The following is a 13,565-nucleotide window of genomic DNA, read 5'->3' as shown; positions in this document are numbered from 1 at the left end:
TATAGCAAATTGGAGGAAAGTATGGACGCAAAACTAAAATACAAAGCTAAAAAAATCAAAATGGTGTTCTTTGATATTGATGATACCTTGAGGGTCAAAGATACGGGTTATATGCCTGAGTCGATTCAAAGAGTATTTAAGGCTTTGAAGGCAAAAGGCATCTTGGTTGGTATTGCTTCAGGTCGCGCTCGGTACGGTGTTCCACAAGAAGTTCAAGATTTACATGCTGACTATTGTGTCAAATTAAATGGAGCTTATGTCAAAGACGATGCTAAAACTATTATTTTCCAAGCTCCGATTCCAGCAGATGTTGTTGTGGCCTATAAAAAATGGGCGGATGATATGGGCATTTTTTATGGAATGGCGGGTCGTCATGAAGCGGTGTTGTCCGCTCGAAATGACATGATTAGCAATGCTATTGATAATGTCTACGCTCAACTAGAGGTCTGTCCGGATTATAATGAGTATCATGATGTTTACCAGATGTGGACTTTCGAGGACAAGGGAGATGGCTTGCAGTTGCCTGCTGAATTAGCAGAGCACCTTCGTTTGGTCAGATGGCACGATAACTCATCAGATGTTGTCTTGAAAGGTACGTCAAAAGCGCTAGGTGTTTCAAAAGTAGTTGACCATTTAGGATTAAAACCTGAAAATATTTTGGTTTTTGGAGATGAACTCAATGACCTAGAGTTATTTGACTATGCTGGTATCAGTATTGCAATGGGAGTATCACATCCATTACTGCAAGAAAAAGCAGATTTTATCACAAAAAAAGTTGAAGAAGATGGCATTTTATATGCCTTGGAGGAATTAGGATTGATTGACAAAGAATTACAGTTTCCACAATTGGATTTGCCAAACCATAAAGGACCAAAAGCAACCATTAAAACAAACCATGGCGATATGACCCTGGTCTTGTTCCCAGATCATGCTCCTAAAACAGTAGCCAATTTCTTAGGTTTGGCTAAAGAAGGGTACTATGATGGGATTATCTTCCACCGTATTATTCCTGAATTTATGATTCAAGGGGGCGATCCAACAGGAACAGGAATGTGTGGACAATCCATCTATGGTGAAAGTTTTGAAGATGAATTTTCGGATGAACTCTATAATCTCCGTGGGGCCTTGTCGATGGCTAATGCGGGACCAAATACTAACGGCAGTCAGTTCTTTATTGTTCAAAATAGTAAGATTCCTTATGCCAAAAAAGAACTAGAACGTGGTGGTTGGCCGGCTCCAATTGCAGCTTCTTACGCTGCAAATGGTGGAACTCCTCACCTTGATCGTCGTCATACGGTCTTTGGTCAGCTTGTGGACGAAACTTCATTCCAAGTTTTGGATTTGATTGCTGGCGTTGAAACTGGCGCACAGGATAAACCTAAAGAAGACGTTATCATTGAAACAATCGAGGTATTTGACTAATGAAAATTGGCGACAAACTGCATGGCACCATCACTGGGATTAAACCATACGGAGCCTTTGTTGCCCTTGAAAATGGGACAACAGGTCTCATTCATATTTCAGAAATAAAAACGGGATTTATTGACGATATTGATCAATTATTGGCTATAGGCAACCAGGTTTTAGTACAAGTAATTGATATTGATGAATATAGTAAAAAGCCAAGTTTATCTATGCGGACCTTAGCAGAAGAAAAACAGCATTTTTTCCATCGTCATCGTTATTCCAACAGTCGGCACAAGATTGGCTTTAGGCCACTTGAAGAGCAGTTACCTCAGTGGATTGAAGAAAGCCTGCAGTTTTTAAAAAAGAACACTAAAAAGAGTCTGGAACCTTAGTAGTTCCAAACCCTTTTTTATTTCGTCTTAATTACTGGTACATCATAGAGTTCAGTCGATAAATAGCGTTCGCCATTATCTGGTAAAATAGTTAACACATGTTTGCCTTTTCCTAACTGTTTAGCGACTTCAATAGCGGCGTAAAGAGCAGCTCCAGAAGAAATCCCAACCAGGAAGCCTTCCTTAGCTCCTGTTAGTCGAGCAGTTTCTAAAGCATCTTTCGATTTAACACGGATAATTTGGTCATAGGCTTTGGTATCTAACGTGTTTGGGATAAATCCAGCTGATATACCTTGAATTTTATGTGGTCCAGGCTCTTGACCAGATAAGACAGCAGATTCTTCAGCTTCAACAGCATAGATAACAGTTTCAGGGTTAGCTTTTTTCAAGACATGTGAAACACCAGAAAGTGTTCCTCCAGTACCAACACCAGATACGAATGCATCTAAAGAAATCTCCTTAAAAGCTTCCAAAATTTCTTGAGCTGTTGTTTTTTCATGGATGCTTGGATTGGCAGGGTTATTAAATTGCATAGGCATCCAAGCACCTAGTTCTATTGCTAAAGTTTCAGCTTTTGCAATAGCCCCTTTCATACCTTCTGCTCCAGGTGTTAAGACAAGCTCTGCACCATAAGCCTGAATGATTTGCCGTCTTTCCAAGCTCATAGTTTCGGGCATAACAATAATGACTCGATACCCTTTAGCAGCACCTACCCATGCAAGACCAATACCTGTATTACCACTTGTTGGTTCGATAATAACGTCACCAGGACTTATCAGACCTTCAGCTTCAGCAGCTTCAATCATCGATAAAGCAATACGATCTTTAACAGAAGATCCTGGGTTAAAAGCTTCTAATTTTACATAAACGTCAGCAGCTTCGTTTGGAATTAAACGGTTAAGTTTGATAATAGGTGTTTGACCTACTAATTCTGTTATAGTTTTGTAAATTTTAGTCATAGTTTAGCCTCTTTTCTTGATACAAAATAAATACGCTGTGTATTTAAGTATAAGGAGAGATATTATTAAAGTAAAATACAGATTTACTATCACTCTGATAATAAAGCCATATCACTTTTGTTGATGATTAATCACAGGGGAATTCAATAACTTTGGATCCGATTTTCTCACAGCTTATCTGACCATGATAATAATTTGTTAAAGTATCAATGAGATTTTCCACACGTTCAGTATCACAATAAAGTGTTGTCTTTATCGTGTCTGAAAACTTAGTTTCTGTTTCGGTTAAAGCCAATTGATCTAGCAAGTTAGAGTATAGTTGATATTGGGGATAAGAAAGTGTGATTTCTAGTCCTATCTGCTGTTTAACTTCAATGATGCCAAATCGTTTAATAGCTGTTGCGGTTATGTTAGAGTATGCTCTGATTAACCCACCTGTTCCTAATTTAATACCACCAAAGTAACGCGTTACCACAACTACTACATTTGTTAAACACTGCTTTTCTAACACAGAAAGGATAGGTATTCCAGCAGTTCCTGAAGGTTCACCATCATCACTTGAGCGCTTGATCTGTCTGTTGTTACCGATAATCATCGCAAAGCAGGAATGATTAGCTTTGTAATGTTCTTTTTTGATAGCATTAACAAAATTCTTACCATCTTCTTCAGTGCTCACTCGTTTGATATGACAAATGAAACGAGATTTTTTAATACTTTCTTCGAAAAAACCACTGGCTTTGATTGTCTTAAAATGTTCCATAAAAAAATTGTACAAGAAAAGATAAAAATTAGCAAAAAAAAGCGAATAATAAAGTATGGAGTCTATTGAAAATAGTTATGGACGGTTGTTGCTAGAAAGCCAGTTACCAGATTCAGCAAAGCAGCTTGCTCAACCTTTAAAAAGTGTAGTAATATTGAGAGGAAAAATGATTTGTCAACGTTGTCACTATCAGCTTGATGAAGAAGCACGATTGCCAAGTGGAGCCTATTATTGCCGATTTTGTCTTGTCTTTGGACGAAATCAATCAGATAAATTGCTCTATGCTATCCCACCTATGCATTTTCCAAAAGGTAATTATCTGGTTTGGGGCGGTCAACTAACTGCTTATCAAGAGATGATTTCCCAACAATTATTAATCAATATGCAAAATCAAAAAACAACATTAGTTCATGCTGTAACTGGTGCAGGAAAAACAGAAATGATTTATGCTGCGATTGAGGCGGTAATTAACACAGGTGGCTGGGTTTGCATTGCCAGCCCAAGAGTAGATGTTTGTGTAGAGGTGGCTACTCGTTTATCCCAAGCCTTCTCCTGCAGCATCTGTTTAATGCACGCAGAGTCTCTTCCTTATCAAAGAGCTCCTATTATAGTAGCCACAACGCATCAGCTGCTAAAATTTCACAAGGCTTTTGATCTCTTAATTATTGATGAAGTAGACGCATTCCCTTTTGTAAATAATATTCAACTTCATTATGCTGCAAGTCAGGCTTTAAAAGAAGGTGGCGCAAAGATTTTATTAACTGCAACTTCAACTAGAACTTTAGAAAGAAAGGTAAACAAGGGAGAAGTAGTCAAGCTGACATTGGCGAGACGCTTTCATAATAGGCCATTAGTTATTCCAAAATTTATAAGAAGTTTTAATCTATTTAAAATGATACATCGGCAAAAACTTCCTCTTAAAATTTTAAAATACTTAAAAAAACAAAGAAAAACAGGCTATCCCCTTTTAATTTTTCTACCCACTATTATAATGGCAGAATCTGTTACAGCAATCTTAAAAGAGTTATTGCCCGCCGAACAAATAGCTTGTGTTTCTAGTCAATCACAAAACAGGAAAGAAGATATCACAGCTTTTCGTCAAGGGAAAAAAACGATTTTAATTACAACATCAATTTTAGAAAGGGGTGTGACATTTCCCCAAATTGATGTTTTTGTTCTTGGGTCTCATCATCGTGTCTATAGTTCCCAAAGTCTTGTTCAAATTGCTGGACGAGTTGGAAGATCTATAGACAGACCAGACGGAACGTTATATTTCTTTCATGAAGGTATCAGTAAAGCAATGCTACTAGCAAGAAAAGAGATTAAAGAAATGAATTATAAAGGGTATTCGCATGATCTGTCTACTATGTCAACAAATTAGTCAAACACCAATAAGTATTACAGAAATCATCTTTTTAAGACGTATCTCTTCACCGATTTGTCAACAATGTCAAAAAAGCTTTCAAAAGATAGGAAAAAGTGTTTGTGCGACATGTTGTGCAAACTCAGATATAATAGCTTGTCGAGATTGTCTAAAATGGGAAAACAAAGGATACAATGTAAATCATAGAAGCTTATATTGTTATAATGCTGCTATGAAAGCATACTTCAGTCAATATAAGTTTCAAGGAGACTATTTATTAAGAAAAGTTTTTGCAGTAGAACTTGCCGATGTTATCACCAAGTACTATAAAGGCTATATCCCAGTCCCGGTTCCTGTAAGTCCCGGTTGTTTTCGAGAAAGACAATTTAATCAAGTGAGCGCTATTCTTGAGGCAGCTAATGTTAGCTACCTTTCTCTTTTTGAAAAGCTAGATAATACTCACCAATCTTCCAGAACAAAAAAAGAGAGATTATTAGTAGAAAAATCTTATCGACTACTAAAAGTATCAAACATTCCTGATAAAATCCTTATAGTAGATGATATTTATACTACTGGTAGTACAATTATCGCTCTTAGAAAACAATTGGCTAAAGTAGCAAATAGTGACATTAAAAGTTTGTCAATTGCACGTTAAAACTTGCAAATTTTCATGAAAGCAGTATAATAGTATTAAAGATAAAGTAAGCGCTTCAAGCGCGAGAAAGAGGTATCCTATGATTAAGTTCAGTATTCGTGGAGAAAATATCGAAGTGACAGAAGCTATTCGCGATTATGTAGAATCAAAGCTTACTAAAATCGAAAAATATTTTGCTAAAGACCAAGAAATAGATGCACGTGTTAATTTAAAAGTTTATCGGGAGAGATCTTCAAAAGTTGAGGTAACGATCCCATTAGATTCAGTAACCCTTCGTGCTGAAGATGTTTCACAGGATATGTACGGCTCTATTGATTTAGTTGTTGATAAGATCGAACGCCAAATTAGAAAAAATAAAACCAAAATTGCTAAAAAACATCGCGAAAAGGTTCCAACTGGTCAAGTCTTTACAACTGAGTTTGAAGCTGAAGAAGTCGATGAGATACCAGAAGTACAAGTTGTACGTACTAAAAATGTGACATTAAAACCAATGGATGTTGAAGAAGCGCGTTTACAGATGGAACTATTGGGACATGATTTCTTTATCTACACTGATTCTGAAGATGGCGCAACAAACATTTTATACCGTCGCGAAGATGGAAACCTAGGATTAATAGAAGCTAAATAGTTCACAACTAAAACCTACAGGGATGATTATACGTATTTTAAAAGTGGGAAAAAGCTATTCATGTTTAGAGGTGACATGATGAAAATGAGATTAAGTGATAGATACGACAGTCATTATGCTAACAAAAGTATCTATTACAGTTCCTCTTTAAGTAAATCTTACGTAAAATTAGTTTGAAAAAAGATTAGTCCCAATTCTGGGCTAGAAATTCTCAAAAAATATGAAAAAGCGCGTTTTCAGAATATAAAGCGCGTTTTTTTCTTTTTCCATTTAACAATAAAAAACTCATGACGAACATGGTATCATAAGAGAATTTTTACTTTTTAAAAAAAGGTCAAAGACTTTCTGACACCAAATAAAAATAGAATTTTTTCTAACTAAAAATAATAGCACAATCTTTGGCAGCAATCTGAATTGTTTTTCCATAAAAGATTTAAGCACTTACGTTTGCTTAAAATATAGGTTATGTGACGTGCGTGCAAGATCAGATTATAACAAAATAGTTCCAAATAAGCCTATCACTGAGAAAGCATCACAGAAGGGTTAAACTTTTTTTGTATTAGCGTTTTATCAGTACAACCTAACACTTATTTTTATAAAAAAATAAAAAAGCTATTGACAATCTTATACAAGATATCGTATACTAATAAAGCTGTCAGAGAGGTTCCTGTAACACACTTATTGAAAAAAGATGAAAAAGTAGTTGACAGGCTATGAGAAACCTGATAGAATAAAGAAGTTGTCTCTTAGGAGACGTTAAGACCTTTGAGAACTGAATAAGACGAACCAAACGTGAGGGTGATATGGAGACATATTACCCGTCAAGAAACGAGAAATAAATCTGTCAGCGACAGAAGGAACGAGTAAGTTCAAACGCAAATTAAAGAGAGTTTGATCCTGGCTCAGGACGAACGCTGGCGGCGTGCCTAATACATGCAAGTAGAACGCTGAGAACTGGTGCTTGCACCGGTTCAAGGAGTTGCGAACGGGTGAGTAACGCGTAGGTAACCTACCTCATAGCGGGGGATAACTATTGGAAACGATAGCTAATACCGCATAAGAGAGACTAACGCATGTTAGTAATTTAAAAGGGGCAATTGCTCCACTATGAGATGGACCTGCGTTGTATTAGCTAGTTGGTGAGGTAAAGGCTCACCAAGGCGACGATACATAGCCGACCTGAGAGGGTGATCGGCCACACTGGGACTGAGACACGGCCCAGACTCCTACGGGAGGCAGCAGTAGGGAATCTTCGGCAATGGGGGCAACCCTGACCGAGCAACGCCGCGTGAGTGAAGAAGGTTTTCGGATCGTAAAGCTCTGTTGTTAGAGAAGAATGATGGTGGGAGTGGAAAATCCACCAAGTGACGGTAACTAACCAGAAAGGGACGGCTAACTACGTGCCAGCAGCCGCGGTAATACGTAGGTCCCGAGCGTTGTCCGGATTTATTGGGCGTAAAGCGAGCGCAGGCGGTTTTTTAAGTCTGAAGTTAAAGGCATTGGCTCAACCAATGTACGCTTTGGAAACTGGAGAACTTGAGTGCAGAAGGGGAGAGTGGAATTCCATGTGTAGCGGTGAAATGCGTAGATATATGGAGGAACACCGGTGGCGAAAGCGGCTCTCTGGTCTGTAACTGACGCTGAGGCTCGAAAGCGTGGGGAGCAAACAGGATTAGATACCCTGGTAGTCCACGCCGTAAACGATGAGTGCTAGGTGTTAGGCCCTTTCCGGGGCTTAGTGCCGGAGCTAACGCATTAAGCACTCCGCCTGGGGAGTACGACCGCAAGGTTGAAACTCAAAGGAATTGACGGGGGCCCGCACAAGCGGTGGAGCATGTGGTTTAATTCGAAGCAACGCGAAGAACCTTACCAGGTCTTGACATCCCGATGCCCGCTCTAGAGATAGAGTTTTACTTCGGTACATCGGTGACAGGTGGTGCATGGTTGTCGTCAGCTCGTGTCGTGAGATGTTGGGTTAAGTCCCGCAACGAGCGCAACCCCTATTGTTAGTTGCCATCATTAAGTTGGGCACTCTAGCGAGACTGCCGGTAATAAACCGGAGGAAGGTGGGGATGACGTCAAATCATCATGCCCCTTATGACCTGGGCTACACACGTGCTACAATGGTTGGTACAACGAGTCGCAAGCCGGTGACGGCAAGCTAATCTCTTAAAGCCAATCTCAGTTCGGATTGTAGGCTGCAACTCGCCTACATGAAGTCGGAATCGCTAGTAATCGCGGATCAGCACGCCGCGGTGAATACGTTCCCGGGCCTTGTACACACCGCCCGTCACACCACGAGAGTTTGTAACACCCGAAGTCGGTGAGGTAACCTATTAGGAGCCAGCCGCCTAAGGTGGGATAGATGATTGGGGTGAAGTCGTAACAAGGTAGCCGTATCGGAAGGTGCGGCTGGATCACCTCCTTTCTAAGGAAATGGAACACGTTTATCGTCTTATTTAGTTTTGAGAGGTCTTGTGGGGCCTTAGCTCAGCTGGGAGAGCGCCTGCTTTGCACGCAGGAGGTCAGCGGTTCGATCCCGCTAGGCTCCATCAGGATACAATCCTACTAAACTTAATACAAGTGAAGTTGAACACGCAACTCACTTCCTAGGAAAATGGACAATCTTCCCTTGTGTGCAAGGCCCACATGGTCAGATTCCTAATTTTCTACAGAAGTTTCGCTAAAGCGAGCGTTGCTTAGTATCCTATATAATAGTCCATTGAAAATTGAATATCTATATCAAATTCCACGATCTAGAAATAGATTGTAGAAAAGTAACAAGAAAATAAACCGAAAACGCTGTGACTATTTAATAAGTTTTCTAGTTTAAAAAAACTAGGTTAATAAGGTTAAGTTAATAAGGGCGCACGGTGGATGCCTTGGCACTAGAAGCCGAAGAAGGACGTGACAAACGACGAAATGCTTTGGGGAGCTGTAAGTAAGCGCTGATCCAGAGATGTCCGAATGGGGGAACCCACTAACTAATGGTTAGTATCCATAACTGTTAAGGTTATGAGAAGGAAGACGCAGTGAACTGAAACATCTAAGTAGCTGCAGGAAGAGAAAGCAAACGCGATTGCCTTAGTAGCGGCGAGCGAAACGGCAGGAGGGCAAACCGAAGTGTTTACACTTCGGGGTTGTAGGACTGCGACGTGGGACTTTAAAAGGATAGAAGAATTACCTGGGAAGGTAAGCCAAAGAGAGTAAAAGCCTCGTATTTAAAATTCTTTTGAGCCCTAGCAGTATCCTGAGTACGGCGAGACACGTGAAATCTCGTTGGAATCTGGGAGGACCATCTCCCAACCCTAAATACTCTCTAGTGACCGATAGTGAACCAGTACCGTGAGGGAAAGGTGAAAAGCACCCCGGGAGGGGAGTGAAATAGAACCTGAAACCGTGTGCCTACAACAAGTTCGAGCCCGTTAATGGGTGAGAGCGTGCCTTTTGTAGAATGAACCGGCGAGTTACGATATGATGCGAGGTTAAGTTGAAGAGACGGAGCCGTAGGGAAACCGAGTCTTAATAGGGCGATTTAGTATCATGTTGTAGACCCGAAACCATGTGACCTACCCATGAGCAGGTTGAAGGTGAGGTAAAACTCACTGGAGGACCGAACCAGGGCACGTTGAAAAGTGCTTGGATGACTTGTGGGTAGCGGAGAAATTCCAAACGAACTTGGAGATAGCTGGTTCTCTCCGAAATAGCTTTAGGGCTAGCGTCGATGTTAAGTCTCTTGGAGGTAGAGCACTGTTTGGGTGAGGGGTCCATCTCGGATTACCAATCTCAGATAAACTCCGAATGCCAACGAGATATCATCGGCAGTCAGACTGCGAGTGCTAAGATCCGTAGTCGAAAGGGAAACAGCCCAGACCACCAGCTAAGGTCCCAAAATAACTGTTAAGTGGAAAAGGATGTGGGGTTGCACAGACAACTAGGATGTTAGCTTAGAAGCAGCTATTCATTCAAAGAGTGCGTAATAGCTCACTAGTCGAGTGACCCTGCGCCGAAAATGTACCGGGGCTAAAACAGTTTACCGAAGCTGTGGATGACACAAAAGTGTCATGGTAGGAGAGCGTTCTATGTGTGAAGAAGGTGTACCGTGAGGAGCGCTGGAACGCATAGAAGTGAGAATGCCGGTATGAGTAGCGAAAGACAGGTGAGAATCCTGTCCACCGTAAGACTAAGGTTTCCAGGGGAAGGCTCGTCCGCCCTGGGTTAGTCGGGACCTAAGGAGAGACCGAAAGGTGTATCCGATGGCCAACAGGTTGATATTCCTGTACTAGAGTATATAGTGATGGAGGGACGCAGTAGGCTAACTAAACCGGACGATTGGAAGAGTCCGGCTAAGCAGTGAGGTGTAAGATGAGTCAAATGCTTATCTTTATAACATTGAGCTGTGATGGGGAGCGAATTTTAGTAGCGAAGTTAGTGATGTCACACTGCCAAGAAAAGCTTCTAGCGTTTAATGATACTCTACCCGTACCGCAAACCGACACAGGTAGTCGAGGCGAGTAGCCTCAGGTGATCGAGAGAACTCTCGTTAAGGAACTCGGCAAAATGACCCCGTAACTTCGGGAGAAGGGGTGCTGACTTAGGTCAGCCGCAGTGAATAGGCCCAAGCAACTGTTTATCAAAAACACAGCTCTCTGCTAAATCGTAAGATGATGTATAGGGGGTGACGCCTGCCCGGTGCTGGAAGGTTAAGAGGAGGGTTTAGCGCAAGCGAAGATCTGAATTGAAGCCCCAGTAAACGGCGGCCGTAACTATAACGGTCCTAAGGTAGCGAAATTCCTTGTCGGGTAAGTTCCGACCCGCACGAAAGGCGTAATGATTTGGGCACTGTCTCAACGAGAGACTCGGTGAAATTTTAGTACCTGTGAAGATGCAGGTTACCCGCGACAGGACGGAAAGACCCCATGGAGCTTTACTGCAGTTTGATATTGAGTATCTGTACCACATGTACAGGATAGGTAGGAGCCATTGACTTCGGGACGCCAGTTTCGAATGAGGCGTTGTTGGGATACTACCCTTGTGTTATGGCTACTCTAACCCAGATAGGTTATCCCTATCGGAGACAGTGTCTGACGGGCAGTTTGACTGGGGCGGTCGCCTCCTAAAGAGTAACGGAGGCGCCCAAAGGTTCCCTCAGATTGGTTGGAAATCAATCGCAGAGTGTAAAGGTATAAGGGAGCTTGACTGCGAGAGCTACAACTCGAGCAGGGACGAAAGTCGGGCTTAGTGATCCGGTGGTACCGAATGGAAGGGCCATCGCTCAACGGATAAAAGCTACCCTGGGGATAACAGGCTTATCTCCCCCAAGAGTTCACATCGACGGGGAGGTTTGGCACCTCGATGTCGGCTCGTCGCATCCTGGGGCTGTAGTCGGTCCCAAGGGTTGGGCTGTTCGCCCATTAAAGCGGCACGCGAGCTGGGTTCAGAACGTCGTGAGACAGTTCGGTCCCTATCCGTCGCGGGCGTAGGAAATTTGAGAGGATCTGCTCCTAGTACGAGAGGACCAGAGTGGACTTACCGCTGGTGTACCAGTTGTCTTGCCAAAGGCATCGCTGGGTAGCTATGTAGGGAAGGGATAAGCGCTGAAAGCATCTAAGTGCGAAGCCCCCCTCAAGATGAGATTTCCCATGATTTTATATCAGTAAGAGCCCTGAGAGATGATCAGGTAGATAGGTTAGGAGTGTAAGTGTAGCGATACATGTAGCGGACTAATACTAATAGCTCGAGGACTTATCCAAAAAGAAATATTGACAACGTTACGGATTCTTGTTAGACTATAGATATTCAATTTTGAGTGGGTTATGAAAATAGCACATTTACAAGTTAAGTGACGATAGCCTAGGAGATACACCTGTACCCATGCCGAACACAGCAGTTAAGCCCTAGAACGCCTGATGTAGTTGGGGGTTGCCCCCTGTGAGATAAGGTAGTCGCTTAGCTTAATGACACACTCAATGGGAGTTTAGCTCAGCTGGGAGAGCATCTGCCTTACAAGCAGAGGGTCAGCGGTTCGATCCCGTTAACTCCCATAGTATTGGAAAATACAGGTCCCGTAGTGTAGCGGTTATCACGTCGCCCTGTCACGGCGAAGATCGCGGGTTCGATTCCCGTCGGGACCGTTCAAAGAGTAGTCATATTTTTTGAAGGAAAGACTCGTTAGCTCAGTTGGTAGAGCAATTGACTTTTAATCAATGGGTCACTGGTTCGAGCCCAGTACGGGTCATAAAAGCGGGTTTGGCGGAATTGGCAGACGCACCAGATTTAGGATCTGGCGCTTAACGGCGTGGGGGTTCAAGTCCCTTAACCCGCATAAAAGATTAGCCGGCTTAGCTCAGTTGGTAGAGCATCTGATTTGTAATCAGAGGGTCGCGTGTTCAAGTCATGTAGCCGGCATACCAATAGTAATAATTTTTCCAAGCTATTAGCTTGGGCGCGTAGCTCAGGTGGTTAGAGTGCACGCCTGATAAGCGTGAGGTCGGTGGTTCGAGTCCACTCGTGCCCATTATCTATAATTATATTATTATGGTCCGTTGGTCAAGGGGTTAAGACACCGCCTTTTCACGGCGGTAACACGGGTTCGAATCCCGTACGGACTATAGCTATTTAGTAACTTTGGTTAAAGTAATCGAACTAACTTGGTTGATTGTATTTTAATGATAAAAAGCTTAAATTTGTTGTATAACAAATTTAAGCTTTTTATTGTTTATTTTTAATTGCAGATTGGGGTTTAAAAGACACTTTACAATGCTCTCAAGTCATGTGTTGTTGTAGGTTGTATGCATATATTACAAATCCCATTATAAAAGAAATTGTTTAATTAATGGATAGTAATGGATGGTATGGAGATCTTAATGTGGTTTTAATGGTAATTTTAGCAGTTATAGTAAGACAAAAGGTGACTTGGAAAAGTTTATGCAGACGATTCTTAACTCCCACAATATCTTCTGTCAGATTTTATTAGACTTCTTCTCAGTGTCATTTTTGTCTGTTTTACGAACGTGCAGGCTATTCAATTGCTTCTTAGTTTCTAAAGGATTAAACCGAGTATAAGCGTAGCCATTATCTGCGAAAAAACCTGAAGACGACGAGAATAGACATTAATCGTTTTAAGGATAATCTCAGGGTTATGGACGGTTTTCAAGTTTCCAAGAAGATGATTGAGGCCGATGGTATCGTTTTGTCTTGAATGATTCCTTATTTTAGTGGTTTCATTTTCAATACACGACGTCAAGCGTCCTACATACTTTGATAAAATTCTACCTAAAAGAGGTGTCTTGTCAGTTTTGGTTACAACATCAAGTGCCAAAAGACTTTGCGACTTAACAAGACACTTCTACTTTAACGCAAAGAAAAAGTAGTGAGTACTCTCTTTCGTCGGAGATTTCC

General features: G+C 41.6%; 7 protein-coding genes, 8 tRNA genes, 3 rRNA genes and 1 pseudogene. 16 read left to right on the top strand and 3 right to left on the bottom strand.

Translation table 11 applies throughout. The features are described 5' to 3' along the window. Window positions 1-21: 21 nt before the first annotated feature. Together B6D67_RS07620 and B6D67_RS07615 are read left to right on the top strand one after the other, a co-directional pair. Window positions 22-1,422, top strand: coding sequence for a bifunctional Cof-type HAD-IIB family hydrolase/peptidylprolyl isomerase (locus tag B6D67_RS07620; RefSeq protein ID WP_011285657.1), 1,401 nt, complete (start codon window positions 22-24; stop codon window positions 1,420-1,422). Then, a complete protein-coding gene (locus tag B6D67_RS07615) occupies window positions 1,422-1,799 on the top strand; it encodes a S1 RNA-binding domain-containing protein (protein ID WP_002991882.1) in 378 nt (125 codons plus the stop codon). Before B6D67_RS07620 ends, B6D67_RS07615 begins: the two co-directional genes overlap by 1 nt. A gap of 17 nt (window positions 1,800-1,816) precedes the next feature. Here B6D67_RS07615 and cysK read toward each other — a convergent pair whose 3' ends face one another. Together cysK and B6D67_RS07605 are read right to left on the bottom strand one after the other, a co-directional pair. Next, window positions 1,817-2,758, bottom strand: a complete 942-nt coding sequence (gene cysK / locus B6D67_RS07610) for a cysteine synthase A (protein ID WP_010922535.1) — start codon at window positions 2,756-2,758, stop codon at window positions 1,817-1,819. A 127-nt stretch (window positions 2,759-2,885) separates the two neighbouring features. Beyond that, window positions 2,886-3,518, bottom strand: a complete 633-nt coding sequence (locus B6D67_RS07605; protein WP_029714065.1) for a YigZ family protein — start codon at window positions 3,516-3,518, stop codon at window positions 2,886-2,888. Window positions 3,519-3,573: 55 nt separating this feature from the next. On the opposite strand from B6D67_RS07605, the gene B6D67_RS07600 reads away from it, so the two are divergent. The 14 genes from B6D67_RS07600 (at window position 3,574) to B6D67_RS07535 (ending at window position 12,775) form a co-directional block, all read left to right on the top strand. Then, window positions 3,574-4,899 carry a DEAD/DEAH box helicase gene (locus tag B6D67_RS07600; RefSeq protein ID WP_010922534.1) on the top strand — a complete coding sequence of 442 codons (1,326 nt, stop codon included), beginning with the start codon at window positions 3,574-3,576 and terminating at the stop codon, window positions 4,897-4,899. Beyond that, window positions 4,871-5,536 (top strand): ComF family protein, encoded by a 666-nt coding sequence (locus B6D67_RS07595; RefSeq protein ID WP_002983685.1) that lies wholly within the window; start codon window positions 4,871-4,873, stop codon window positions 5,534-5,536. The genes B6D67_RS07600 and B6D67_RS07595 overlap by 29 nt, the downstream gene beginning before the upstream one ends. Before the next feature lie 79 nt (window positions 5,537-5,615). Further along, window positions 5,616-6,164, top strand: coding sequence for a ribosome hibernation-promoting factor, HPF/YfiA family (gene hpf, locus B6D67_RS07590; protein ID WP_002988974.1), 549 nt, complete (start codon window positions 5,616-5,618; stop codon window positions 6,162-6,164). Window positions 6,165-7,043: 879 nt separating this feature from the next. Next, window positions 7,044-8,592, top strand: a 16S ribosomal RNA gene (locus B6D67_RS07585). A gap of 51 nt (window positions 8,593-8,643) precedes the next feature. Further along, a tRNA-Ala gene (locus B6D67_RS07580) sits at window positions 8,644-8,716 on the top strand. A gap of 298 nt (window positions 8,717-9,014) precedes the next feature. Further along, window positions 9,015-11,917, top strand: a 23S ribosomal RNA gene (locus B6D67_RS07575). A gap of 85 nt (window positions 11,918-12,002) precedes the next feature. Continuing rightward, window positions 12,003-12,118 (top strand): 5S ribosomal RNA (gene rrf, locus B6D67_RS07570). The 16S, 23S and 5S rRNA genes sit together here with 8 tRNA genes alongside, the layout of an rRNA operon. A 17-nt stretch (window positions 12,119-12,135) precedes the next feature. Then, a tRNA-Val gene (locus B6D67_RS07565) sits at window positions 12,136-12,208 on the top strand. Between the two features lie 17 nt (window positions 12,209-12,225). Continuing rightward, window positions 12,226-12,298 (top strand) — tRNA-Asp (locus B6D67_RS07560). Between the two features lie 31 nt (window positions 12,299-12,329). Next, window positions 12,330-12,402: transfer RNA gene (locus B6D67_RS07555), tRNA-Lys, on the top strand. A 5-nt stretch (window positions 12,403-12,407) separates the two neighbouring features. Beyond that, window positions 12,408-12,489, top strand: a tRNA-Leu gene (locus tag B6D67_RS07550). A 10-nt stretch (window positions 12,490-12,499) separates the two neighbouring features. Further along, window positions 12,500-12,572, top strand: a tRNA-Thr gene (locus tag B6D67_RS07545). A gap of 35 nt (window positions 12,573-12,607) precedes the next feature. Further along, window positions 12,608-12,681 (top strand) — tRNA-Ile (locus tag B6D67_RS07540). A gap of 22 nt (window positions 12,682-12,703) precedes the next feature. Further along, window positions 12,704-12,775, top strand: a tRNA-Glu gene (locus B6D67_RS07535). 295 nt (window positions 12,776-13,070) lie between these two features. On the opposite strand, the pseudogene B6D67_RS10150 reads toward B6D67_RS07535, so the two are convergent. Further along, window positions 13,071-13,380 (bottom strand): annotated as a pseudogene (locus tag B6D67_RS10150) (IS110 family transposase); the annotation flags it as partial. Between the last annotated feature and the right edge of the window lie 185 nt (window positions 13,381-13,565).

Source organism: Streptococcus pyogenes (assembly GCF_002055535.1).
GTDB lineage: Bacteria > Bacillota > Bacilli > Lactobacillales > Streptococcaceae > Streptococcus > Streptococcus pyogenes.
This window is presented reverse-complemented; position numbering and strand designations above follow the sequence as displayed.